The sequence below is a fragment of the Serratia sp. CY27727 genome (genome assembly GCF_052169275.1).
GTDB classification, from domain to species: domain Bacteria; phylum Pseudomonadota; class Gammaproteobacteria; order Enterobacterales; family Enterobacteriaceae; genus Serratia; species Serratia sarumanii.
In genome coordinates this window covers 757,352-782,108 of the sequence record NZ_JBJNLB010000002.1, presented here as the reverse complement: position 1 = coordinate 782,108, position 24,757 = coordinate 757,352, and the positions used below count along the sequence as shown (strand labels likewise).

Genomic DNA, 24,757 nt, shown 5'->3' with positions numbered 1-24,757 from the left:
GAAGGCGCAGCCCGCTGATTAGCTGCAAATGCGCGCCACGGCGCGCGCGAATCGCGCCAGCCCCTCTTTCACATCCTGCTCAGGGATGATCAGCGACGGCGTGAAACGCACCACGTCCGGGCCGGCGATCAGCGCGATAACGCCTTCTTCGTTGGCCAGTTGGGTGATCTGCTTCGCTTTGCCGGCATAGTCTTTCGTCAATTGGCAGCCGATCAGCAAACCGCCGCCTCGAATGTCGGCGAAGATCGGGTACTGACGGTTGATGTCGTTCAACCCGTCGATAAACCACTGGTGACGCTGTTTGACGCCCTCCAGCACTTCCGGGGTGTTGATGATGGAGAACACCGTCCCCGCCACCGCCGTCGCCAGCGGGTTGCCGCCGTAGGTGGTGCCGTGGGTGCCGACGCCCAGCGTTTTCGCCAGCGCATCGGTGGTCAGCATGGCGCCGATAGGGAAGCCGCCGCCCAGCGCTTTGGCGGTGGTCAGCACGTCCGGCACCACGCCGTACTGCATGTAGGCATACAGGTGGCCGGTGCGGCCGACGCCGGTCTGCACTTCGTCGAAGATCAGCAGCGCATTATGGCGATCGCACAGCTCACGCAGCCCCTGCAGGAAACTGGCTTCCGCCGGCAGCACGCCGCCCTCGCCCTGGATCGGCTCGACGATCACCGCGCAGGTGCGATCGTTGATAAGCTCGGCCGCCGCGGCCAGATCGTTATACGGCGTATGGGTGATGCCGCCCGGCAGCGGCGCAAAGTCCTGCGAGTATTTTGGCTGGCCGCCGGCGGACACGGTAAACAGCGTGCGGCCGTGGAACGCGTTGTTGAACGCCACAATCTGATCTTTACCGGCGCCGTGCTGGTCGTGCGCATGCTTGCGCGCCAGTTTCAGCGCCGCTTCGTTGGCTTCAGCGCCCGAGTTGCAGAAGAACACCTTGTCGGCGAAGGTGGCGTCGATCAATTTTTTGGCCAGGCGCAGCACCGGTTCGTTGGTATAGCCATTGCCCAGATGCCACAGTTTGCCCGCCTGCTCCACCAGCGCCGCCTTGACCGCCGGGTGCGCATGCCCCAACGCGTTAACCGCGATGCCGCCGGCGAAGTCGATGTAAGACTTACCCTGCTGATCCCACACCTGCGAGCCTTCTCCCCGCACCAGAATAAAATCGGCAGGGGCATAAACCGGGACCATCCAGTCATCGAAAGACTGGCGGGTAACTGCGATTGGCTGTTCCATAGTGACCTCATAATCTCAGCAAAGGCTGAATTTTGACTTTAAGGGCCGCTCAGGCCCGGCTAGGCCGCCACATAGCAAAAAAACCGTTGTTCAAAACCGACTTTCACGGCGGAGAAAATGCTGCCCCTTACCGCTGATTTAGAAACAAATCTGTTACATAAAATCGGTTTTTCACTATTTATGGCGTATATCCGGTCCCTGAGCGGGGAGTAAATGTTAACGAGCAGTTAAAATACATGTCGTTTGATAAAGAGTGTAGAGCAGCTATCGTGCCAAAACGGGATTTTTACCGGATTTTGCTATTTCTGGCGTTAAAACAACGGCTTATATTGCATGGTTATTCATTTTCTATGCATTGGTAATGCATAAATTAAAAAATAAGGCCTAAAATCATCATTGCGCGCGAAATCCTATTCAATTGCGAAAAACTTCAGGATTTCTGATCGGGCTCGCAAAAATAATTTCGCCGGATTTGCTCGCTATCACACTTTTTGCCCCCAGTGGGTGCAGCAGTGCGCCAGAATGGTGCATCGCGGCAGCGACGCGAGACCCCACCGGCCAAAAGGGGCCACGCTGGCCGCGGCTCCTGCTTTGTGCGCCAGCGACTACACTGTGATCCTGACCGCCCCTTCTCTTCTGCGCACAAGGAGTCCCCATGCCCAAGAAAACCGTCGATCTCAGCCAGCCGCACGCCCAACACGACATCCGCGCGTTTCTCGACGCGCTGAATGCCGGCGGCGGTAAACCTATGGAACAGATGAAGCCCAAAGAGGCGCGCAGGGTGTTGGAGGACGCGCAACGCAGCGTCGAGGTGCCGCTGCGCGAGGTCGAGATCAGCGAGAAAACCATTCACGTAGAAGGTCAGGATATTCTGCTGCAGCTGGTGCGGCCGGCCAGGGTCAAAGAGGCGCTGCCGGTATTCATGTTCTTCCACGGCGGTGGCTGGGTGCTGGGCGATTTTCCCACCCATGAACGGCTGGTGCGCGATCTGGTGCACAGCTCAGGTGCGGCGGCGGTGTTCGTCAATTATCCCCGCTCACCGGAGGTGCGCTACCCTGAGGCGATCAACCTGGCTTACGCCGCCACCGAATGGGTGGCCGAGTACGGCGAGAAGATCAACGTCGACGGCTCGCGGCTGGCGGTGGTCGGCAACAGCGCCGGCGGCAATATGGCGGCGGTGGTCAGCCTGATGGCCAAACAGAAAGGCATACCGGCGCTGCGTTGCCAGATCCTGCTGTGGCCCGTCACCCGCGCCCAGTTTGATACCGATTCCTATCATCAGTTTGCCGAAGGCCATTTCCTGACCCGCAACATGATGAAGTGGTTTTGGGACAGCTACGCGCCCGATAAGGCGCAGCGCAAAGATATCTACGCCTCGCCGCTCAACGCCACGCCGGACCAGCTGCGGGGGTTGCCGCCGGCGCTGGTGCAAACCGCCGAGCTGGACGTGCTGCGCGATGAGGGCGAAGCCTACGCGCGTCTGCTCGATGCCGCCGGCGTCGAGGTCACCTCCACCCGCTATAACGGGCTGATCCACGACTACGGCCTGTTGAATCCGCTCGCCCACGTCCCGGCGGTGCATTCGGCGATCCACCAGGCCGGGCGCGCGTTGAAGCACTATCTGTCCTGACGCCAGGTGTGCCGTTCAGCCTGCCGCCGCTAGCCCCCGGATAAGCTTGGCTAAGGTTTTGATCGCCTCTTCAAAGCGGTCGTTCCATTCAAAAGAGGCGTTGAGACGGAAGCAGTGGTTGAAATGGTCGCCGGTGGTAAACATGCGCCCCGGCGCGATGCTGATGCCCCGGGAAAGGGCCCGCCGGTACAGTTCCATCGACGACAGCGCCGGATCCAGCTCCAGCCACAGGAAGTAGCCGCCGTCGGGCTGGCTGACCTTCACCGTCGGCGGGAAATGGTGGGCGATCGCCTGACGCATCGCGCTTTGGCGCTGGGCCAGCAGGCGCCGCAACCGCCGCAGATGGGTATCGTAGCCGCCGTGCAGCAGATAATCCGCCAGCGCCATCTGGGTCGGCACGCTGGTGGAAACGGTGCTCATCAGTTGCAAACGCTGGATCTGCTGCGCATAACGCCCCGCCGCCACCCAGCCGACGCGAAAGCCCGGCGCCAGGCATTTGGAAAACGACGAGCAGTGCAGGATCTGGCCGCCGCTGTCGAGCGCCTTGGCCGGCAGCGGCCGTTCCACGCTGAAGTACAGTTCGCCGTAGACGTCGTCTTCAATCAGCGAGATCTGCCGTTCGCGCAGCAGCGTCACTAGCCGTTGCTTGTTGGCCTCCGGCAGGGTGGCACCCTGCGGGTTCTGGAAATGGGTCATCAACCAGCAGGCTTTGATCGGATACTGGTCCACCGCCTGCTGCAGCGCGTCCAGATCGATGCCGTCCTGCGGATGCGTAGCGATCGCCACCGCCTTTAACCGCAGCCGTTCCAGCGCCTGCAGCGCGCCGTAAAACGCCGGCGATTCGATCGCCACATAGTCGCCCGGCTGGGTCACCGCCTGCAGGCTGAGGCTGAGCGACTCCATCGCCCCGGCGGTGATGACGATTTCGTCCGGCGCGACCTGCATGCCGCTCAGCGCATAGCGTTGGGCGATGTGCCGCCGCAGCGCGTCGTTGCCCGGCGGCAGATTGGCCAGCGAACTGTGCGGCGTGAACTTGCGCGCCACGCTGCTCAGCGCGCGCGCCAGCTTCGGCTGGGCGAACAGCGTGGCGTCGGGAAAGGCCGAACCGAAAGGCACGATATCCGGATCCTTGCAGGCCTGCAGCACGTCGAAAATAAAGGCGTTGATGTCCACCTGCTCGCTCAGCAACAGCTTCTCGCCGCGCGAAGGCTGGGGCAGCGGCTGCGGGCGCGCCGCCACGTAGTAGCCCGACTGCGGCCGGGCGACGATCCACCCCTGGCTCTCCAGCAGTTGGTAAGACTGCACCACCGTCATCAGGCTCAATCCGGCGCGTTTGCCGCTCTCGCGCAGCGAAGGCAGCTTGTCGCCCGCCCGCCACACCCGGTTCTGGATCTGTTCTCTAATCTGCTGCGCGAGCTGCTCGTATCGGGTCATAACCATTAACTGTTATATGAAAAAGTAAAATAACTGTCACTATTATAGTCACTGTACTCCGTGCTTAACTTAACGCCAAGTATTTCACATAAAAATGACAGCTATACTCAAGAGGTTAATTTATGTTCAACCCTAGGAGGCGCCATGCTGGGTCTTGATGCACTGGAACTCGCCAGAATACAGTTCGCCTTCACCGTGTCTTTCCATATCATCTTCCCCGCCATCACCATCGGTTTAGCCAGCTATCTGGCGGTGCTGGAAGGATTATGGTTGAAAACGCACAATGAAGCCTACCGTGAGCTTTACCACTTCTGGTCAAAGATTTTCGCCGTCAACTTCGGCATGGGCGTGGTGTCCGGGCTGGTGATGGCCTATCAGTTCGGCACCAACTGGAGCTTCTTCTCCGAGTTCGCCGGCAGCATTACCGGGCCGCTGCTGACCTATGAAGTGCTGACCGCCTTCTTCCTCGAAGCCGGTTTCCTCGGCGTAATGCTGTTCGGCTGGAACCGCGTCGGCCCCGGCCTGCACTTCTTCGCCACCTGCATGGTGGCGCTCGGCACGCTGATCTCCACCTTCTGGATCCTGGCTTCCAACAGCTGGATGCAGACGCCACAGGGGCATGAAATCATCAACGGCCAGGTGGTGCCGGTCGACTGGCTGAAGGTGATCTTCAACCCGTCCTTCCCGTACCGCCTGCTGCACATGTCCACCGCCGCCTTCCTCTCCTCGGCGTTCTTCGTCGGCGCCTCCGCCGCCTGGCATCTGCTGCGCGGCCGCGATACCCCGGCGATGCGCAAAATGCTGTCGATGGCGATGTGGATGGCGCTGATCGTCGCGCCGGTGCAGGCGCTGATCGGCGATGCGCATGGCCTGAATACGCTGAAACACCAGCCGGCGAAGATCGCCGCCATCGAAGGCCATTGGGAAAACCCGCCGGGCGAAGCCACGCCGCTGATCCTGGTCGGCTGGCCGGACATGGAGCGCGAAGAGACCCGCTTCAAGCTGGAAGTACCGTACCTCGGCAGCCTGATCCTGACCCACAGCCTGACCGAACAGGTACCGGCGCTCAAATCCTTCCCGCCGGAAGATCGCCCCAACTCCACCGTGGTGTTCTGGTCGTTCCGCATCATGGTCGGGCTGGGCATGCTGATGATTCTGGCCGGGGTGTGGAGCCTGTGGCTGCGCTGGCGCGGCGGGCTGTATCAGTCACGCCCGTTCCTGTACTTCATCCTGTGGATGGGCCCTTCCGGGCTGCTGGCGCTGCTGGCGGGCTGGTTCACCACTGAGATCGGCCGCCAGCCGTGGGTGGTGTACGGCCTGCTGCGCACCAAGGACGCGGTCTCCGCGCACGGCGATCTGCACATGAGCATCAGCCTGCTGGCGTTCATCATCGTCTACTGCTCGGTGTTCGGCGTGGGCTATTCCTACATGATGCGCCTGATCCGCAAAGGGCCGCAGCCGCATGAACACCAAGAAGACAATACCGAGGGCCGGCCGGCGCGTCCGCTGTCCGCGGTCAACGACACTCTGGACGACAGGAGCTGAACATGGGCATCGATCTTCCGCTGATTTGGTTTGTGATCATCGTGTTCAGCACCATGATGTACGTGGTGATGGACGGTTTCGACCTGGGCATCGGCATCCTGTTTCCGTGGGTGAAAGAGAGCGGCGACCGCGATCTGATGATGAACACCGTCGCCCCGGTGTGGGACGGCAATGAGACCTGGCTGGTGCTGGGCGGTGCGGCGCTGTTCGGCGCTTTCCCGCTGGCCTACTCGGTGATCCTCGACGCGCTGGCGATCCCGCTGACGCTGATGCTGATCGGGCTGATTTTCCGCGGCGTGGCCTTCGAGTTTCGCTTCAAGGCGACGCCGGAGAAACGCCATATCTGGGACAAGGCGTTCATCTGGGGCTCAATCTTCGCCACCTTCAGCCAGGGGGTGGTGGTGGGCGCCGTGATCAACGGCTTCCCGGTCGAAGGCCGCACCTACGCCGGCGGCGCACTGGACTGGCTGACGCCGTTCGCGCTGTTCTGCGGGCTGGGACTGGTGGTGACCTACGCCCTGCTAGGCTGCACCTGGCTGGTGATGAAAACCGCCGGTGACCTGCAGGCGCGCATGTATCATCTGGCGACGCCGCTGCTGGCGATCCTGTTGCTGGTGCTGGCCGCGGTCAGTATCTGGACGCCGATCGCGCATCCTGAAATCGCCGCCCGCTGGTTTACGCTGCCGAATCTGTTCTGGCTGCTGCCGGTGCCGGTGCTGGTGCTGCTCAGCGCCTGGGGAATTCAGCGCGGGGTGAAACGCGGCGCGCATTACTCGCCGTTCATGCTGACGCTGCTGCTGGTGTTCCTCGGCCTGAGCGGGCTTGGCATCAGCATCTGGCCGCACCTGATCCCACCGGCCATCAGCCTTTGGGACGCCGCCGCCCCGCCGCAGAGCCTCGGCTTTATGCTGGTGGGCGCGCTGTTCATCATCCCGATCATTCTGGTCTACACCTTCTGGAGCTACTACGTGTTCCGCGGCAAGATCAGCCATGAACACGGCTATCACTGAGAAGGGAGGACGCTATGCAAGATAAAACGGCAACCGCCGCGCCGGCGCCCTGGTGGAAACGCATCGGCTGGCTGGTGATCATCTGGAGCGCCAGCGTGCTGGGGCTGTTCGTGGTCGCCTCGCTGTTCCGCCTGCTGATGACCGCGGCGGGCATGAAGTCGCATTGACGCGGCGCCTTATCTGGCCGCGCTGGTGGGAAAGTAGAAGGAAACCACCAGCGTGACCAGCGGCAAGGCGCCGATCTTCACCAGTTCGAACGTTTGTCCGAGCGCTTCATTTTTGTCCCAATACGCGTGGGCGGCGAATACGCCCACGCTGACCGCGAATATCCCGCACAATACCTGGCGCGCCAGGCGCAGGCGCTCCATTTCGTCGAAGACCAACACCTGCTCCAGATAAACCTGGCTGGCCTCATCGCGCAGATTACGGCTTTCGATGTTCATGGGAAGATCTCCACGACCCGCCCCACCGCTTCAAGCTGTTCACCCTTCTCCCGTACAATGCCAAGAGAAGTACCATCCTGTTTCATCCAGTACTTATCGGCAAGGGTAATCAGTGCAAACGCCATTTTGATTACCTCGGTTTTTTCCATCCCATGACGCCGGGCAATATCGTTCAGATCATCATCAATTTTGTTCGATAACCGAATCGGCAAGCTGCGCATAGTCCACCTCCTGTGGCCGTTGATTCACAGGGGGAAAGTCTACTGGAAGGGCAACTATCGTTCAATTAGTGAACTGCGTAACGCCTCGCACAATCCGCATGCAACGCTAATGCGGTTTGCGCCCCATCGCGCTGAGGAAGCGCTGCTGCAGGCGCAACAGCTCCCCCAGCTCCAGCAGGCGGTAGTCGATGCCGAAACGCGGCGCTACCTCGCCGATGATGCGGCTCAGCGCCGGGTAATGGCGGTGGCTCCAGTGCGGGAACAGATGATGCGTCAAATGCAGGTTCGCCCCGCCGAGCCAGTATCCCAGCCAACGCGGCCGGGTCAGCCAGTCGAAGGTGGTAGCGAACACATGGTGATACCAGCCGTGCGGCATCGCACCCTGCGCCGGCGCCTGGTAAAAATTGGCCTTGGCCCAGTGGGTGCCGATGATCAACATCACGAACAGCAATGAAGAAAGCATCTGGCTCAGCAAATAGACCAGCAGAATTTGCCCGATGCCGATGGCCGGCGGCAGCAGCCAGCACGGGATCGCCAGCGCCAGCAGCAGGTGCGCCGCCTTGCCCGCCAGAAATCCGCACCAGCCGCGCACGCCCTGCTGCGCCATGCGTGCCGCCACGCGGGTGCGGCCCGCCCGGTCCAGCCAGTCGAACAGCCAGATGTAGTACGGGAACGTCAGCGCCGCCACCAGCGGCCAATAGTAGCGCTGGGCGCGCATAAAGGGCCGCCAGCGCTGGAACGGCGTTTGCCGCAGCACGCCGTTGGCGTCGATGTCGGGGTCGTAATGTTCGATATTGTTATGGGCATGGTGGAACAGCACGTGTCGCACGCGCCAGCAGTCGGGATCCAGCCCCAACGGGACGCTCACCAGGGCGTTCAGCCAGCGGTTGGCCCAGGGCCGACGGAAAAACGCGTTATGCGAGGCATCGTGCACCACGTTCACCGTCAGGAACATGCCGATAAAGATAAAACCGAAGTAGCAAGCGAAAAACGCCCAGCCGTTTTGCTGCTGCAGGCTCAGCCCGTAACACAGGCCGCACAGCGCCAGCAGCAGCGCCACCTTCGCCAGCATGCCGCCGTCAGCGAAGCGGTGATCGCCGTTGGCCGCCAGATAATGCTGAGCGGCCTGCATCAGCGCGCGATGTAGCCCGCCGTCGTCGCGCCGATAGGCTAACGGACGCAGCGCTTTCATGGCTGCCCCATAAGGCGCAAGAAGCGCTGTTGCTGCGCCAGCAGTTCGCGATAGCCGATGCAGCGATATGCCATGCCGTGCCGCTGAGCCACTTCCGCCAGCGCGGCGGCCAACGCCGGATAGTGGCGGTGATTCCAGCCGGGAAACAGGTGGTGGGTCAGGTGATAGTTCAGCCCGCCGGTCAGGTGTTCCAGCCAGCGCGGCTCGGGCTGCCAGTCGCAGGCGGTGGCGAAATTGTGCCGGTACCAACCGTGCGGCATGCTGTCGCCCGCCGGCGCCGGGTAAAACTCGGCCTGCGCCCAGTGGGTGCCCAGCAGCAGGAACACCACCAGCAGCGAGGCAAACATTTGGCTGAGCGCGTAAGCCAACAGCACCCAGCCCCAACCGATGCCGTGCAGGTGGCACAGGATCAGCGGCACCACCAGCACCAGCGCCACATGAAGCAATTTGCACAGCACGAACAGCGTCCAACCGCCGCGCCCCGCCAGCACGCGTTTTTCCCGCAGCGGCGTTTTATCGAGCCGATCGGACCAATCGAAAATCCACGCGATGTAGGGCAGCGAGAGCGCGGCGATCAGCGGCCAGTACAGATGCTGATAGCGCATATGCGGCCGCCAGCGCTGGAACGGCGTCTGGCGGAAAAAGCCGTTCTCTTCGGTGTCCAGATCGTAGTGTTCGACGTTGGCGTAAACGTGGTGGTAATCCACGTGCCGCGTGCGCCAGTAGTCCGGATCGACGCCCAGCGGCAGCGTCACCAGCCGCCCCACCAGGCGATTGGCCCAGGGCGCGCGCAAGAAGGCGTTATGCGAAGCATCGTGGTTGACGTTGACGTTGAGCAGCATGCCCATGGCCACGAACAGGAAATAGCAGAGGAAAAACGCCCAGGGCTGATGCTGCATCAGGCTCAGGGCATAAAACCCGACGCACAGCGCCAGCAACAGTGCGGCCTTGGCCAATCGCGCGGCATCGGCATAGCGATGATCGCCCGCCAGACAGGCGTGCGCCGCGCGCTTGAGATCGCGGTGAAACGCCTGCTCGCCATCGGCGGGAAAACGCAGCGGCGGCAATAAGTCAGCCATGCGGTTCCTCCACGGCGGCCGGCGCGGCCACTCGCCCCCAGCCCAGCGCCACGCACAGGGCATGCAGCGCGACGGCGGCCATGGCGATATGCCAATAGCGCTGCGGCCAGCCAAGATAGCCGATAAACAGCAGCGGCATACCCAGCGCGATCAGCAGCCAGACGGCGCTCGCCCACGGCCGCCCTTCCGTCATGCCACCCAGCGCTACCGAGCCCAACGCCAGCAGCACCAGCAGCGCCATTTGCGGCCAGCTGATGTCGCCGTAGCCGTAACCGTATTGGTAGACGTAACCGACCACCAACGAGAACAGCAGCATGGCGCCGCTGAAGACGCTGAGCGCCGAACGGCGGTCGCGCGGCCGGCCCGGCGCCGGGCGCCATGCCAGGCGCAAATAGCGCAGAAACGGCAGATTGCTCGCCCAGAACGGGTTGGCGGACGGCCGATCGCCGCTGACGCCGTAGCTGAACGGTGTGGTCGGCAACGCCGGGCAGAACGTGCCGAACAGCTTGTCCCAGAAGATAAAGCTGCCGCCGAAGTTCTTATTGGAATACGCCATGTCCTTGACGTGGTGCACCCGGTGGTGCGCCGGCGTGACCAGGATTTTTTCCAGCACGCCCAGCTTCGGCGTTAGCGCATTGTGGTTGAACAGCTGAATGCTGTAGTGAAAAATCGACACCGTGACGAACACCGACAGCGGCACGCCCGCCAGCGCCAGCAGCAAAAAGAACGGGATCGACGTCAACGACGAATACCAGGAGTTGCGCACCCCCAGCGACAGGTTGAAGTGCTCCCCCTGGTGGTGCACCACGTGTACCGCCCACAGCACGCGGAAACGGTGATGCAGACGGTGCAACCAGTAGAAACCGAAGTCCCACGCCAGCAGGGCGAACAGCCACATCAGCAGCGGCGGCCAGGCATCCAGCAGCCCCAGACTGAAATGCGCGGCCACGTAGCCGTAGCAGGTGATCTCCAGCCCGCGGAACAGCCACAGCATGATATGGCCGGAGTTCAGGTTGAACACCAGATCGTGCCAGTTGACCGGCTCACGGCGCCCCCACTGCAGCGCCACCGCCTCGGCCACCACGATGAACAGCATGAACACTATCGGCAACGCCAGATCGCTCATCCCATTTCTCCTTTAACCACGCGCCGGCGCAGGGTCTTGATGCGCAGGGCCAACCCGCCGGCGCACAGCGCCAGCAGCGCGCCGCCGGCCAGATCGACAAACAAATGGCGGCGCAGTTGCAGAATGGAGAACGCGATCGCCACGCCCCACAGCATCCACAGCGCCGTTCGCACTTTGCGCTCGCCGTCGCTCAACGCCCACACCGCCAGCACCGTCAGCGCCATATGCAACGAAGGCAGGCAGTTCTGCGGCGAATCCACCTGGGTTAACGCCGCCAGCAGCTGTGCGCTGATCCCAACGCCATCGTTCCGCGGATAGGCCATGGTGGTCGGCCACAGCAGGTAAACAGCCCCGGCGCCCAGCGCCGTCAGCTGCATCGCCAGCGTCAGCCACTTGATTCGGTGCAGCGGCGCCAGCAAATAGCCCGCCGGGACGATGAGGAAGAACGACAGGTAAAGCCAAATGGCCGCCGGGCTGAACGGGATCGCCCGATCAAGCGCCGACGGCGGCAACAAAGTTCCCGTCCCCTGCAGGCGATCGGTCAGGCTATACACCACCCCGACCGTCCCCCAGCCGAGCAACATGTGCCCTAGCCTGAACAACGTATTTTTCATGTTTCCTCCGCCTGGCGCACGATGCGCCGCCGCTTGCGATCGAACTGCGGCAACACCGCCTGCGCCGTCAACCGCCATTCGAGCCGATCGGTGGCGATGCCCTGGCGAGCGAACAGCGCGATCAGCTGCGTCTGGCAGTGCGCCAACGCCGCCGGGCTGCAATCGGCGATCAACTCCAGCCGGTGCTCGCCGCGCTGGATCAGGCGGTAATCGCTGGTCAGCGGCAGCGCATTGGCGATCGTCCGGCTGCAGGCATCGGCGAACACCGCCTGCGGTTGCCGCTGCGCATCGGGCAGCATCAGCTGATCGTCGCGCCGCCCTTCGATACGCGCAATCGCGCGCGTCGGCTGCCCGCACGGGCAGGGTTCCTTGCGCAGTACCAGCACATCGTCCAGCCGATAACGCACGATCGGCTGCGTGCCGCGGGTGAAATCAGTGATCAGCGGCGTGAAACGCAGTTCGTCGATCCACTGCGGTTCGATATGCAAAAACTCTTCGTTCAGATGCAGGGTGCCGTGCGCGCAGGTCGCGGCCAGGAACCCCTCGGTAGCCTGATACACTTCGCCAACCGCCGGAAACACCTGCATCAGCAGGCGGCGATCCTGTTCTTCCAATACCTCGGCGACCGAAATCACTTTTTTGACCGGCAGCTTCACCTGCCCGGCCAGCACCGCCAGCGCCAGGGCGCGCAGCACCTGCGCCGGCGCCACGATGATGCTGGGCACCTGCCGTTCCAGCGCGGGCAGATGCTCGCTGAACGGCGCCAGCAAATCGTAAAACGCCAGGCTCAGCCAACGGTTGTTTACGCTGTGATAGAGATTATTGTCCGCCCGCAGAAACAGCGCGACGCGCTCGCCGGCCAGCAGCCCGTCCGGCAGCATCTTCGCCAGCATGCCGCCGGCCCACACCTGCTGTTCGCGCGGGCTGACGACAAACACGCCGCGCTGCCCGGAGGTGCCGGACGACAATCCGACGCTGTAGCGCCCAATCTTCGGCGTGAAATCGCGATCCGCCTCGCTGCGCTGCGCGCAGGCCAGCACCGCCTCCCGGCTCAGCCCGGCGGTATTCATCCGGTCGAACTGCGCCATCATCAGCGCCTTGTCCATCTGCGGCCATTCGGCGAACGGCCGGCGGCTGAAACACTGAAAATAGGGGCTCTTGCTCAGCACCCGGCGGGCAAAGCCCGCGAGCTGCCGGGCCTGATGCGCCTCCAGCGCCGCACGATCGCCAAAGCGCAGGCGCCGGGCGCGGAAGTAGTGCCACAGGGTCATGAAGGGGATCACAGGTCCCCCTCGTGGCACAGCAAAATGTTGACCTGGCCGCCCGCCCACAGTTGGTTAAGCCGCTCCAGCGTGCGGGTGTACGCCGCCGCATCGTCCATCACCAGATTGGCCAGGCGCGAAGGCCCGCGCAGCGTCTGGTAACTCTGCGGCGACCAGGCGGCGTCGCTGGCCAACAGCGTCCAGCCGGCGTCGGTGAGGATAAAGGCGCCGATATGGCCGGCCGCATGCCCCGGCAGCGGCACCAGCACGATCTGCCCTTCACTGCCCGGCAGCGCGTAACCGCGATCGAACGGCGCCAGCAGCGCGGGCAACGCCACCGAGGGAAAAGCTTCCATAAACTGCAGGCGGCTCTCGAAATCCGCCGGGATCAGGCCGGGAATAAAGGCGCGTTTGAGCGCCGCGAAACCGCGCAGCCCGCGGGTTTGCTGCCAGCCTTCGCCGCAGCAAATAAAGTCGAGGTGGCTGAAATCCTGCAGCCCGGCGATGTGATCCGCGTGAAAGTGCGAGACGATCAGCGCCTGGATGTCGCCTTCGGCGTAACCGGCTTCGCGCAGCTGATGCGCCAACGACTCGGCGGGATCGAAATAGACCGGCGTCATGCGGCGATAAAGGCTGAACAGCCCCGACTGCGTGTGCTGCTGAAAATAATGCGCGTAGCCGGTATCCCACAGCCAGCGGCGCTCTCCCACCTCCAGCAGATAGGCGCGCGCCGGGAATTTACACACCCGGAACCCGGCGCCGCGCAGCGCCATGCAGCCGATATGCGTGCAATAGCCCACTTCAAAAACGGTGACCTTAGCCATGCTGTATGCCTCCTTGCTGCCGCAGCCACTCGCCGGTCAGGCGGATCCCCTCTTCCATCGAGTAACGCGGCCGATAGCCCAGCTCTTCGAGCGCGCGGGTCTGGCTCAGGGTCATGTCAAAATGCACCGCCGCCACGCTGTAGCGCGTCAGCGGCGGTTCTTTGCCGCTCAGCGTTGCCCACAGCTCCATGCCGCCGGCCAGCGTATGCAGCAGCGGATAAGGCACGGCCTGCAGCCGGTAACGCAGCCCCAGCTCCTGGCGCAGCAGCGCATCCAGCATCTCCGCCAGCCGCTGCGGTTGGTGGTTGGTGATGTTGTACACGGCGCCGGACGGCAATCCGCGCTGCCGGCTGGCCAGCTCCATGGCGTGCACCACGTTGGGAGCAAAGGTCAGATCCAGCAGCGCTTGCCCGCCGCCGGGCAGCCGCAGCACGCCGCGATCGCGTTCGAGCTGTTGCAACAGCCGCGGCACGATCACCCGATCGTGCGGGCCAAACAGGCCGCGCGGCCGCAGCATAATATAGGTGGTTTGCGGGTAGATTTTCGCCTGCGCCAACAGCCGCTGCTCGGCGGCGTGCTTGCTGGCGGCATAGTGATTGGCGAAGCGCCGGGCGCGATAACCCTCATCAAGATCGTAATGCGGCTGAAAATCGAAGTAGATTGCCGGCGTGGAGATATGCACGAAGCGCCGCACGCCGCAGCGCCCGGCCGCCTCCGCCAGTTTCTCCGTCGCCGCGGCGTTGATGCGGTGAAATTCCGCTTTGCTGCCCCAGGGCGAAGACTTGGCCGCACAGTGCCATACCCACTCGCAGTCGGTCACCAGCTCCCGGCACTGCTGCGGCGTGGCCTGCGCCAGATCGCGCGAGTAAAATTCAGCGCCCATCTGCCGCAACGCTTCGCCGGCCCGCTCATCGCGGCCGGTGGCGCGCACCTGATGCCCGGCCTCCAGCAACCACTGCGCCGCGTTGCGCCCCAGCCCGCTGGTCGCCCCGGTCACCAGCACCCTCATGGCAGCAACACCATGCCGGCCAGCGCCAGCCCGGCGGCGGTGCCGATCAGCATCACCGGCTGGCCGGGGTTGAAGCGCCCAGTGGTCACGGCGGCATGCAGCGCGGTCGGGATAGAGGCCGCCACCTGGTTGCCGTGATGGCGGTAGATATCCACCAGCGCCTCGCTGGAGACGTGCAGCCGTTTGCGCATATGTTCGAGCGACAAATGGCTGGCCTGGTGCGGCACCACGGTGGCGATCTGCCCCAGGGTCAAGCCGCTGGCGCTCAGCAGCCGGTCGAGGTAGTCCTCAATCAGCGCCGATGCCTGACGGAACAGCGGTTTGCCCTGCATATGAAACAGGAAGTCTTGCTCGCACATCCCGGCACGCGGGTTGCGGCGCGTGCCGCCGGCGCGGATCTCGCACAGTTCGCTGCCTGCGGGATAGGTTTCCACCAGGCTGGCGAGGATGCCGCCGGTGCCGTCACCGCGCTCCACGATGGCGCAGGCGGCGCCGTCGCCGAAGATCAGCGACGACTCTTCGTGCTGCCAGTCGATGCCGCGCGAAGCGAGATCCGCCGAGACGATGGCGATACGCCGATACGTCCCGGCGTTCAACAGCCCCGCCGCCACCTGCAGCGCAGAGATAAAGCTGACGCAGCTGCTGTTGATGTCGAAGCCCGGCGTACCCGGCGCCAATCCGGCGATCTTGAGAATATGCGCGGCAGAGCACGGCAGCGCCTGTACCGCTATCGCCGAGGCGGAGATCAGCAGGTCAATCGAAGCGGCCGGAATAGTGCTGCGGGCCAGCGCGTCTTGCAGCGCGGCGGCGGCGAGCTCGGCCTGGCTGGCGTCGTCGTCGGCGTGATAGCGGTAAACGATGCCCGAGCGCTTTTCAACGTAGCCGGCCGGTTTCCCCAGGCGGGCATCGAGCGTAGAGGAGGCCACGCGGTTGGGCGGCAACGCGGCCCCGGTGGCGATGATTTTCAGAGGCAACAGCTCGGGTGAGCGACATTGTGTGGTCATTATTGTTATTGATTAACCTGACTATCCATAAAGCGATTCTCCCGCGCGGCGCGAAGGCCATGCGGATCATCCCCGGTTTTTATGTCCCAAAAGGCCTTTCATCAAGGCGCTATCTCTTGTTATCGGCTACCACGGGCCGACGTCCGTCGGCGCAAGCATAAGCGTAACATGACTGAGATAGTTAGTTTACGACAAGGCGGCGAGAATGGGCAGACGGCGGGGGAATTATCGGAATAGCGCCGCCGCTGGCGATCGGCGGCGGCGGCGGGGTCAGGTTCAGCGGCGGTTGCGCACCAGCTGGTAACGGCGGGTCAGATACTCTACCGGCGCACTCCAGATATGCACCAGGCGGCAGAACGGGAACAGCACGAACAGCGTCATGCCCAGCACCATGTGCAGTTTGAAGATAATCGCCACGCCTTCCAGGTGCGCAGAGGCGCCGGCGTGGAACGTCACCACCGCCTGTGCCCAGGCCACCAGCTTCATCATTTCGCTGCCGTCCATATGCTGGGCGGAGAACGGAATGGTCAGCAGGCCGAGGCACACCTGCACCACCAGCAACGTCAGGATCATGATGTCGGCGAAGCTGCTGGTGGCGCGCACCCGCGGATTGGTCAACCGGCGCTTCAGCAACAGCGCACCGCCGATTAGCGTCATCAGGCCGCAGGCGCCGCCGGCGATCATCGCCAGCTTCTGCTTCACGTCGATCGGAAGGAAGGCCTCATACATCCAGTGCGGCGTCAGCATGCCGAGGAAGTGACCTGCGAAGATGCCGATAATGCCGATGTGAAACAGGTTGGACGCCAGTCGCATGCCCTTTTTATCCAGCATCTGGCTGGAGCCGGCGCGCCAGCTGTACTGCCCGTAGTCGTAACGCAACCAGCTGCCGATCAGGAATACCGCGCCGGCCAGATAAGGGTAAATATCGAAGAAGAACTGATTCAAAAATTGCATGATTAGCGTCCTTTGGTTCCGGTTAACGCATCCGTCAGATCCAGATACTGTGGCGCCACCGCGCCGGCGAAGCGCCGCTGGTGCGCCGTCTGTTGGGCGGAGGCGCAGCCCTGTTCGCCGAGAAACTTGACCTGCTCCTCTTCCCACACCGCATCCAGCGCCTGCGGCGTATCGTCGCGCGCCTCTTGCGCCACCTGGGTTTCCAGCGTCTGGGCCTGCACCTCGCTGCCGGACAGCAATAGCAGCAGATCGAACAGCACCGCGTACGGGCTTTCGCGCTGTTGCAGGCGCGCGCCCAGCAGCGCCAGGATCGGCGCGATGTCCTGCAACCCTTCCCGCGCCTGCGCCGCGCTGCGGCTGGCCAGATACTCCAGATACAGCGGCAGGAAATCCGGTAGCTCGCGGCTGTCGATCTCCAGCCCGGCGGCGCGGTACTGCGCCATCAGATCGACCATCGCCTGGCCGCGATCGCGCGACTCGCCGTGCACGTGCTCAAACAGCAGCAGCGAGGTGGCGCGGCCGCGATCGAACAGCTCGCAATAGTCGGCCTGCGCGTCCAGCAGCGGGCGGGCGCACAGGCGGCGGATAAACAGAATCAGCTGCGCGCTGTGGTGCAGATCCAGCTCGCTGGCCGGCTCCAGCGCCTCAATCAGCGCCTGCTGATGGTCAAACAGGACCTGCTCCGGGTAATCCAGCAGGCGGGCGATCACTTTCAGGCTGATCATGAGGCATCCTCCGGCCGCGCGGTTTTCGCGGTCACGTCGATGGCGTCGATGCGGCGGCTGTTGAACAGGTTGAACTTGCCGTCGCTGCCGTGGCAGCCGTCGCCGAAGCTGAAACCGCAGCCTTTGCTTTCCGGGAAGGCTTCGCGCGCCAGCTCGCGGTGGCTCGACGGCACCACGAAGCGATCTTCATAGTTGGCGATCGCCAGGTAGCGATACATCTCCTGCGCCTGCGCTTCGCTCAACCCGACCTGCTCCAGCGCGCTGGTGTCCACCACGCCGTCGACGGTTTCCGCCCGCTTGTAGTGGCGCATCGCCAGCATGCGCTTCAGCGCCAGCAGCACCGGTTCGGTATCGCCGGCGGTCAGCAGGTTCGCCAGATACTGCACCGGAATGCGCAGGCTCTCGACGTCCGGCAGCACGCCGCTGTGCGCCAGCTCGCCGGCGTCGGCGGCGGACTGAATCGGCGACAACGGCGGCACGTACCAGACCATCGGCAGCGTGCGGTATTCCGGGTGCAGCGGCAGCGCCAGCTTCCAGTCCATCGCCATTTTGTACACCGGCGACTGCTGGGCAGCTTCAATGACCCCCTGCGGCACGCCGTCCGCCAGCGCCTGAGCAATCACCTTCGGGTCATGCGGATCGAGGAAGATGTCGAGCTGGCTCTGGTACAGATCCTTGTCGTTCTCCACCGCCGCCGCCTGCTCGATGCGGTCGGCATCGTACAGCAGCACGCCGAGGTAGCGAATGCGGCCCACGCAGGTCTCCGAACACACCGTCGGCTGCCCGGCTTCGATGCGCGGGTAGCAGAAGATGCACTTCTCGGACTTGCCGCTCTTCCAGTTGAAGTAGATTTTCTTGTACGGACAGCCGGTCAGGCACATGCGCCAGCCGCGGCACTTGTCCTGGTCGATCAGCACAATACCGTCTTCGCCGCGCTTGTAGATCGCCCCGCTCGGGCAGGTGGCGACGCAGGCCGGGTTGAGGCAGTGCTCGCACAGGCGCGGCAGGTACATCATGAAGGTGTTTTCGAACTGGCCGTACATCGCCTTCTGCAGGTTGTCGAAATTCTTGTCCTGCGAGCGTTTTTCGAACTCCCCGCCGAGGATCTCCTCCCAGTTCGGGCCGCTTTCGATCTTGTTCATGCGCTGGCCGGTGATCAGCGAGCGCGGGCGGGCCACCGGCTGGTGCTTGCCCTGTTTGGCGGTGTGCAGATGCTGGTAGTCGTAATCGAACGGCTCGTAGTAGTCGTCCAGCGCCGGCACGTCCGGGTTGGCGAAGATTTTCGCCAGCACGCCGACGCGGTTGCCCATGCGCGGCTCCAGCTTGCCGTTGATTTTACGTATCCAGCCGCCCTTCCATTTTTCCTGATCTTCCCAGGCGTGCGGATACCCGACGCCGGGCTTGCTTTCCACGTTATTGAACCAGGCGTATTCCATACCTTCACGGCTGGTCCAGACGTTTTTGCAGGTGACCGAACAGGTGTGGCAACCGATGCACTTGTCCAGATTCAGCACCATGCCGACTTGCGAACGAATTTTCATTTGCTGTTCTCCTGCTGACTGCCCTGCGCGTAGTCGTTGCCTTCGTCATCCAACCAATCAATGCGGTTCATCTTGCGCACCACCACGAACTCGTCGCGGTTGGAGCCGACGGTGCCGTAGTAGTTGAAGCCGTAGGCCAGCTGCGCATAGCCGCCGATCATGTGGGTCGGCTTCGGACAGGCGCGGGTCACCGAGTTGTGGATGCCGCCACGCTGGCTGGTGATCTCCGAGCCCGGTAGGTTCACGATGCGCTCCTGCGCGTGGTACATCATGGTCATGCCGGCCGGGATACGTTGGCTGACCACCGCGCGCGCCGTCAGCGCGCCGTTGGCGTTGAAGGCCTCGATCCAGTCATTGTCCGCGATGCCCAGATCTTTGGCGTCGTCTTCGCTCAGCCAGACGATCGGGCCGCCGCGCGACAGCGTCAGCATCAACAGGTTGTCGCTGTAAGTGGAGTGAATGCCCCACTTCTGGTGCGGCGTCAGGAAGTTCAGCGCCTTCTCCTTGTTGCCGTTCGGTTTGCTGTTGAGCAACGGCTGCGCGGCACGGGTGTCGATCGGCGGCCGATATACCAGCAGGCTTTCACCGAAGGCGCGCATCCACTCGTGATCCTGATACAGCTGTTGACGGCCGCTGAGGGTGCGCCACGGGATCAGCTCGTGCACGTTGGTGTAGCAGGCGTTGTAGGAAACATGTTCGTCTTCCAGACCGGACCAGGTCGGGCTGGAGATGATTTTGCGCGGCTGCGCCTGAATGTCGCGGAAGCGAATTTTCTCGTCTTCCTTGTTCAGCGCCAGATGGCGGTGATCGCGGCCGGTGACGTTGCTCAGGGCCTCCCAGGCTTTTACCGCCACCTGGCCGTTGGTTTCCGGCGCCAGCGACAGGATCACTTCCGCCGCGTCTATCGCGCTCTCAATCTTCGGCCGCCCCGCCGCCGGGCCGTCGGCCTTGACGTAGTTAAGCTGCTTGAGGAAGTCGACCTCGGTTTGGGTGTTCCAGCTGATGCCCTTGCCGCCGTTGCCCAGTTTGTCCAGCAGCGGCCCCAGCGAGGTGAAGCGCTCGTAGGTGGCCGGGTAATCGCGTTCCACCGCGATGATGTGCGGCGCAGTTTTGCCGGGGATCAGATCGCATTCGCCTTTCTTCCAGTCCTGCACGCCGTAAGGCTGCGCCAGTTCGGCGGCGGAATCGTGCTGGATAGGCAGGGTCACCACGTCGGTTTCCTGGCCCAGATGGCCAACGCACACCTCGGAGAAGGCCTTGGCGATGCCCTTGTAGATCTCCCAGTCGCTCTTCGAATCCCAGGCCGGATCGACCGCCGCCGACAGCGGATGAATGAACGGGTGCATGTCGGAGGTGTTCATGTCGTCTTTTTCGTACCAGGTGGCGGTCGGCAGCACCACGTCGGAGTACAGGCAGGTGCTCGACATGCGGAAATCGAGCGTCACCACCAGATCCAGCTTGCCTTCGCCGCCCTGCTCGCGCCATTCCACTTCCTGCGGCATCACGCCGCCCTGCTGGCCGAGATCTTTCCCCTGAATGCCGTTTTCGGTGCCCAACAGGTATTTGAGCATGTACTCATGGCCCTTGCCGGAGGAGCCCAGCAGATTGGAGCGCCAGACGAACAGGTTGCGCGGGAAGTTCTGCGGATTGTCCGGCTGCTCGGCGGCGAAGCCCAGCGAGCCGTTTTTCAGGCTGTCGACGGTGAACTCGACCGGCGACTGACCGGCCGCGCGGGCCTGCTCCGCCAGGCGCAGCGGGTTGGTGCCCAGCTGCGGCGCCGACGGCAGCCAGCCCATGCGCTCGGCGCGCACGTTGAAGTCGATCAGGCTGCCGCCGAAGCGCGATTTGTCCGCCAGCGGCGACAGCAGCTCGTCGGTGCCGACGGTTTCATAGCGCCATTGGCTGGAATGGTTGTAGAAGAACGAGGTGCTGTTCATGTGGCGCGGCGGACGCTGCCAGTCGAGGCCGAACGCCAGCGGCAGCCAGCCGGTTTGCGGCCGCAGTTTTTCCTGGCCGACGTAGTGCGCCCAGCCGCCGCCGCTCTGGCCGACGCAACCGCAGAAGATCAGCATATTGATCAGGCCGCGGTAGGTCATGTCCATGTGATACCAGTGGTTGACGCCGGCGCCGACGATGATCATCGAACGGCCGTGGGTCTTCTCGGCGTTTTCCGCGAACTCGCGGGCAATGCGGATGATGTTGTGGCGCGACACGCCGGTGATCTGCTCGGCCCAGGCCGGGCTGTAGGCCTTGACCTCGTCATAGTCGGCGGCGCAGTTGGCGTCGCCCAGCCCGCGCTCGAGGCCGTAGTTGGCAAGCGTCAGGTCGTACACGCTGGTCACCAGCGCTTCGCTGCCGTCCGCCAGCTGCAGGCGTTTCACCGGCAGTTTGTGCAGCAGGATCTCGTCCAGCGCCACGCTGTTGAAATGCTCGCTGTCGGCGCCGCCGAAGTACGGGAAGCCCACCTCGGCAACGTCGTCATGCATGCCCAACAGGCTGAGCTGCAGCTCGACTTCCTGTTGCGACTTGCCCTCGCGCTGTTCCAGGTTCCACTTGCCCTTCTCGCCCCAGCGGAAGCCGATGGAGCCCTGCGGCGCCACCAGATCGCCGCTGCGGCTGTCGATAGCGACGGTTTTCCACTCGGGGTTGTTTTCCTGGCCCAGCCCGTCCACCAGATCGGCGGCGCGCAGCAGGCGGCCGGCGGCGTAATGGCCGCCTTCACGCGCTTCCAGCAGCACCAGCATCGGCATGTCGGTATAGCGGCGCACGTAGTCGCGGAAGTAGCCGACTTCGCGATCGAGATGGAACTCTTTCAACATTACGTGGCCCATCGCCAGCGCCATCGCGCTGTCGGTGCCCTGCTTCGGATTCAGCCAGTGGTCGCACAGCTTGGCGACTTCGGCATAGTCCGGCGTCACCGCCACGGTTTTGGTGCCCTTGTAACGCACTTCGGTAAAGAAGTGGGCGTCCGGGGTGCGCGTCTGCGGCACGTTGGAGCCCCAGGCGATAATGTAGGAGGAGTTGTACCAGTCGGCGGATTCCGGCACGTCGGTCTGCTCGCCCCAGGTCATCGGCGAGGCCGGCGGCAGATCGCAATACCAGTCGTAGAAGCTCAGGCAGGCGCCGCCGATCAGCGACAGGTAGCGGGCGCCGGCGGCGTAGGACACCATCGACATCGCCGGGATCGGCGAGAAGCCGATGATACGGTCCGGGCCGAAGGTTTTGGCGGTATAGACGTTGGCGGCGGCGATCAGTTCATTGACCTCCTGCCAGCTGGAGCGGACGAAACCGCCGCGGCCGCGCGCCACCTTGTAGCTTTTGGCTTTTTCCGCATCGCCGACGATAGAGCCCCAGGCCGCGACCGGATCGCTGTGCTGCGCTTTCGCCTCGCGCCACAGCTTGAGCAGACGCTTGCGCATCAGCGGGTATTTCAGCCGGTTGGCGCTGTACAGGTACCAGGAGTAGCTGGCGCCGCGCGGGCAGCCGCGCGGTTCATGGTTGGGCAGATCGGGGCGGGTGCGCGGGTAGTCGGTTTGCTGGGTTTCCCAGGTCACCAGGCCATTCTTCACGTAGATCTTCCAACTGCAGGAACCGGTGCAGTTCACGCCGTGGGTGGAACGCACCACTTTGTCGTGCTGCCAACGGCTGCGGTAGCCGTCTTCCCAGTCGCGGTTGGTGTTCAAGGTCTGGCCGTGATCGCCAGAAAAAGGCTCCGCCAACTGCTTGAAATAGCGGAAACGGTCTAAAAATTTGCTCATCCGGAATGCTCCTGAAGGCTCTTGTCGTTATAAGAAGACATGCTCAATCTGCCGCCAGCCTACTGACGGCCAACCGGCGGCAAATTGATTGCGATCAAGAGAAAGCGGGAGGCGATACACGCGCCGGGTGAGAAATACCACCAAAGTATAGGTGCGATAAACGAGATTAATATGTTGAATTTAAATGAATAAATCAGGAGTGGAAGACGGAGACTGACGGGCGGGAGGCAAGACGGGGTATTTGGGGGTAGGACGCGGGAGAAACCTCCCGCGTAACGCTAACTCGACGCATTCAGCGTTGGAGCCACAGCGTCGCGGTGCCCACGGCGGGCAACGCCAGCTGGATCTCCGTCCCCCCTTCCTGCTGCCGCCAGCCCGCCGGAAGGCGCAATCGGGTGCTTCCCTCTCGATAGTAAGGGTTGGCTACCAGCAGCAAGGCTCGATCGCCCAGAACAAACATCCGCGCCGGCATTTGAGGGTTGCTTCCCGCCAGCGGCGTCGATTTTCCCGTCAGCAGATAAGGGGTGAAGGCGGCGATTTGCTGCGACACGGCGGCCACACCGCGCCAGGTGGCGTCAAACTCCCGTTGGTCGAAGCGGCCGGTTTTGCGCTTGTAAAACAGATCGGTATAAGAATAAAACAACAGCCCCTTGGCGCCGCCGATCAGCGCCTGCCAGGCCTGATTGCGGATTTCCGCCTCTGACGGCGGATGTGGCTTGCGGCGGGCGTCATAAGCGGCATGATCCATGATTTGCATCACCACCCAGGCCCCGCGCGCCTGGCGGGCGGCCTGCACCGTCAGTTCGGTATAACGCGTGGTGCGCGTCAGATCGCTATCGTTCCCCACCGGGTAAGGGTCGGTCGCCAAAATGTCGCTGCTGTTGAAGTGAGCGTCCAACTCCCCGGTTTTGTTCAACACCTGGAAGGTAGGATGATCGCCGTCAAGCCGCTTTATTTGCAGGTTTTTTTCCTCGATCTTATCGAGATATTCCGGCCCCAGCTCATCGTTGATGTACCAGGCGAGCAGGTTGGGCTGAGAGCGCAAACGCTGCACGTACCAGGCCGTCATCGCCGCGTAGTCGCCACCGCGCACGGCCGGAGCGAAACGGCTGCCGCGGTACTGATCTTTGACGGAGTAAATGACCAGCAGCCCGCGCTGGCGTGCGTTGCGGAAAAAGGCGTAAGGGTCTTTCTTCTCCCCATAATCATAATTCAGCACCGTGTTGAATCCCGCCGATGCGATGCGCGCCAAATGCTCATCGGTCGCCACGTTGGCGTAAATGCCCAACGGGAAAAGCCGTTGACCGTCGCGCAGGGTAAAGCCTTCGCTGTCGATCGCCACTTTGGCCGCAGGCTGCCCGACGCGAAAAGACAGCTCGCTGTCCGGTGCCGGCCGGGATTGCTGCCCGGTGACCTGCTGACGCAGGCGGTATTCGCCCTGGGCCAGGCCGGTCGGCGGTTGGTATTCGATACGGCGCTGCCCTTCAACCTGATAACGGTCGCGGCTACGGTGAACAACCTGCCCCTCGGCATTGAGCAATTCGCTGTCGACCTGCAAAAGCTGCGGCTGCGAAGTGACGACCAGCGTGTCGACCTTCCCCTGCGCCGACGCGCCGAGCTGATACAACGCCGGCATAGACGCGCGAGCACACGCATAGGCGTCGTCAAACCAGGCGGTACCGGTGCTCCCCTTGCGCAGATAAACGCCAAACGTGATTCGCGCCGCCTGCGGCGGCACGGTATAGCTGGCGTTCACCTGCCGCCAGCCGCTGTCGCCGGTCACCCCAGCCGGATAGCTGCCTTCCAGAAAGCGCCCCTGCGCATCAAAGCTCTGCAGATAAACCCCGGCGCCGCCGTCGCGGCTTTGCCCGCGTACGCCGCGAGTCTTGAGCCAGACGCCGAAATCGATCGTCTGTCCGGGCGCAACCTGCAGCGCCTGGTTGAAAGTGCGGTACTGCGCGGCATCTGCATTGTCATAGCGCAGACTGCCATTGCCGCTGTGCGTATCGCCGTCGGCCTGCGCGCCCTGAGCTCGCCAGCCGCCGAGACCCTGCTCAAAGCCGGGATTGGCCAACAGATTGGGTTGGCAGCTCTGCGCCAGAGCCGAAGCGCCCCACAAGGCGCAACAGCCCAGAACCACCCTCTGATACATC

The 24,757-nt window shown here is 63.1% G+C and carries 21 protein-coding genes; 4 read left to right on the top strand and 17 right to left on the bottom strand.

Going from position 1 to position 24,757, the window contains the following annotated elements; all coding sequences use genetic code 11:
• Window positions 1-18: 18 nt before the first annotated feature.
• Window positions 19-1,233, bottom strand: coding sequence for an aspartate aminotransferase family protein (locus ACJ8HB_RS08610; RefSeq protein ID WP_033647702.1), 1,215 nt, complete (start codon window positions 1,231-1,233; stop codon window positions 19-21).
• A 655-nt stretch (window positions 1,234-1,888) separates the two neighbouring features.
• On the opposite strand from ACJ8HB_RS08610, the gene ACJ8HB_RS08605 reads away from it, so the two are divergent.
• Window positions 1,889-2,863, top strand: coding sequence for an alpha/beta hydrolase (locus tag ACJ8HB_RS08605; RefSeq protein WP_043147591.1), 975 nt, complete (start codon window positions 1,889-1,891; stop codon window positions 2,861-2,863).
• A gap of 15 nt (window positions 2,864-2,878) precedes the next feature.
• Here the strand turns inward: ACJ8HB_RS08605 and ACJ8HB_RS08600 are convergent, their stop codons facing one another.
• Window positions 2,879-4,297: an aminotransferase-like domain-containing protein gene (locus tag ACJ8HB_RS08600; RefSeq protein ID WP_164146086.1), complete on the bottom strand. Its 1,419-nt coding sequence runs from the start codon at window positions 4,295-4,297 to the stop codon at window positions 2,879-2,881.
• A gap of 144 nt (window positions 4,298-4,441) precedes the next feature.
• On the opposite strand from ACJ8HB_RS08600, the gene ACJ8HB_RS08595 reads away from it, so the two are divergent.
• From ACJ8HB_RS08595 to ACJ8HB_RS08585, 3 genes are read left to right on the top strand one after another with little or no spacing between them, the layout of a single operon-like run.
• The gene (locus ACJ8HB_RS08595) at window positions 4,442-5,842 is read left to right on the top strand and encodes a cytochrome ubiquinol oxidase subunit I (RefSeq protein ID WP_033647706.1); all 1,401 of its coding nucleotides are present in this window, start codon (window positions 4,442-4,444) and stop codon (window positions 5,840-5,842) included.
• A 2-nt stretch (window positions 5,843-5,844) separates the two neighbouring features.
• A complete protein-coding gene (gene cydB, locus ACJ8HB_RS08590; RefSeq protein ID WP_033634913.1) occupies window positions 5,845-6,852 on the top strand; it encodes a cytochrome d ubiquinol oxidase subunit II in 1,008 nt (335 codons plus the stop codon).
• Window positions 6,853-6,866: 14 nt separating this feature from the next.
• The gene (locus ACJ8HB_RS08585; RefSeq protein ID WP_071605360.1) at window positions 6,867-7,019 is read left to right on the top strand and encodes a DUF2474 domain-containing protein; all 153 of its coding nucleotides are present in this window, start codon (window positions 6,867-6,869) and stop codon (window positions 7,017-7,019) included.
• Between the two features lie 9 nt (window positions 7,020-7,028).
• On the opposite strand, the gene ACJ8HB_RS08580 is transcribed toward ACJ8HB_RS08585, so the two are convergent.
• From ACJ8HB_RS08580 to ACJ8HB_RS08510, 15 genes are all read right to left on the bottom strand, one after another.
• Window positions 7,029-7,295 (bottom strand): hypothetical protein, encoded by a 267-nt coding sequence (locus tag ACJ8HB_RS08580; protein ID WP_033634914.1) that lies wholly within the window; start codon window positions 7,293-7,295, stop codon window positions 7,029-7,031.
• Window positions 7,292-7,516: a hypothetical protein gene (locus ACJ8HB_RS08575; protein ID WP_025303190.1), complete on the bottom strand. Its 225-nt coding sequence runs from the start codon at window positions 7,514-7,516 to the stop codon at window positions 7,292-7,294. The genes ACJ8HB_RS08580 and ACJ8HB_RS08575 overlap by 4 nt, the downstream gene beginning before the upstream one ends.
• A gap of 106 nt (window positions 7,517-7,622) precedes the next feature.
• Complete coding sequence (locus ACJ8HB_RS08570; protein ID WP_047571573.1) at window positions 7,623-8,708, bottom strand: acyl-CoA desaturase; 1,086 nt, start codon at window positions 8,706-8,708, stop codon at window positions 7,623-7,625.
• Entirely contained in the window at window positions 8,705-9,787 is a 1,083-nt protein-coding gene (locus ACJ8HB_RS08565; RefSeq protein WP_041035545.1) for a fatty acid desaturase family protein, read from the bottom strand. The genes ACJ8HB_RS08570 and ACJ8HB_RS08565 overlap by 4 nt, the downstream gene beginning before the upstream one ends.
• Window positions 9,780-10,913, bottom strand: coding sequence for a sterol desaturase family protein (locus ACJ8HB_RS08560; protein ID WP_033634917.1), 1,134 nt, complete (start codon window positions 10,911-10,913; stop codon window positions 9,780-9,782). Before ACJ8HB_RS08560 ends, ACJ8HB_RS08565 begins: the two co-directional genes overlap by 8 nt.
• A complete protein-coding gene (locus tag ACJ8HB_RS08555; RefSeq protein WP_094859904.1) occupies window positions 10,910-11,527 on the bottom strand; it encodes a phosphatase PAP2 family protein in 618 nt (205 codons plus the stop codon). The genes ACJ8HB_RS08560 and ACJ8HB_RS08555 overlap by 4 nt, the downstream gene beginning before the upstream one ends.
• Window positions 11,524-12,810: a F390 synthetase-related protein gene (locus tag ACJ8HB_RS08550; RefSeq protein WP_094859905.1), complete on the bottom strand. Its 1,287-nt coding sequence runs from the start codon at window positions 12,808-12,810 to the stop codon at window positions 11,524-11,526. Before ACJ8HB_RS08550 ends, ACJ8HB_RS08555 begins: the two co-directional genes overlap by 4 nt.
• Window positions 12,807-13,613 (bottom strand): MBL fold metallo-hydrolase, encoded by an 807-nt coding sequence (locus ACJ8HB_RS08545; RefSeq protein ID WP_047571571.1) that lies wholly within the window; start codon window positions 13,611-13,613, stop codon window positions 12,807-12,809. Before ACJ8HB_RS08545 ends, ACJ8HB_RS08550 begins: the two co-directional genes overlap by 4 nt.
• Window positions 13,606-14,622, bottom strand: coding sequence for an NAD-dependent epimerase/dehydratase family protein (locus ACJ8HB_RS08540; RefSeq protein ID WP_047571570.1), 1,017 nt, complete (start codon window positions 14,620-14,622; stop codon window positions 13,606-13,608). The genes ACJ8HB_RS08545 and ACJ8HB_RS08540 overlap by 8 nt, the downstream gene beginning before the upstream one ends.
• Window positions 14,619-15,626, bottom strand: coding sequence for a 3-oxoacyl-[acyl-carrier-protein] synthase III C-terminal domain-containing protein (locus tag ACJ8HB_RS08535; protein WP_047571569.1), 1,008 nt, complete (start codon window positions 15,624-15,626; stop codon window positions 14,619-14,621). Before ACJ8HB_RS08535 ends, ACJ8HB_RS08540 begins: the two co-directional genes overlap by 4 nt.
• Window positions 15,627-15,902: 276 nt before the next feature.
• Window positions 15,903-16,580 carry a respiratory nitrate reductase subunit gamma gene (gene narI / locus ACJ8HB_RS08530; protein ID WP_025303199.1) on the bottom strand — a complete coding sequence of 226 codons (678 nt, stop codon included), beginning with the start codon at window positions 16,578-16,580 and terminating at the stop codon, window positions 15,903-15,905.
• Window positions 16,581-16,582: 2 nt separating this feature from the next.
• Window positions 16,583-17,305 (bottom strand): nitrate reductase molybdenum cofactor assembly chaperone, encoded by a 723-nt coding sequence (gene narJ, locus ACJ8HB_RS08525; RefSeq protein ID WP_033647718.1) that lies wholly within the window; start codon window positions 17,303-17,305, stop codon window positions 16,583-16,585.
• The gene (gene narH / locus ACJ8HB_RS08520; RefSeq protein WP_033634924.1) at window positions 17,302-18,846 is read right to left on the bottom strand and encodes a nitrate reductase subunit beta; all 1,545 of its coding nucleotides are present in this window, start codon (window positions 18,844-18,846) and stop codon (window positions 17,302-17,304) included. Before narH ends, narJ begins: the two co-directional genes overlap by 4 nt.
• Window positions 18,843-22,604 (bottom strand): nitrate reductase subunit alpha, encoded by a 3,762-nt coding sequence (locus tag ACJ8HB_RS08515; protein ID WP_047571568.1) that lies wholly within the window; start codon window positions 22,602-22,604, stop codon window positions 18,843-18,845. The genes narH and ACJ8HB_RS08515 overlap by 4 nt, the downstream gene beginning before the upstream one ends.
• A 292-nt stretch (window positions 22,605-22,896) precedes the next feature.
• On the bottom strand, window positions 22,897-24,756 hold the full coding sequence (locus ACJ8HB_RS08510) for a carbohydrate-binding protein CenC (protein ID WP_094859906.1): 1,860 nt from the start codon (window positions 24,754-24,756) through the stop codon (window positions 22,897-22,899).
• Between the last annotated feature and the right edge of the window lies 1 nt (window position 24,757).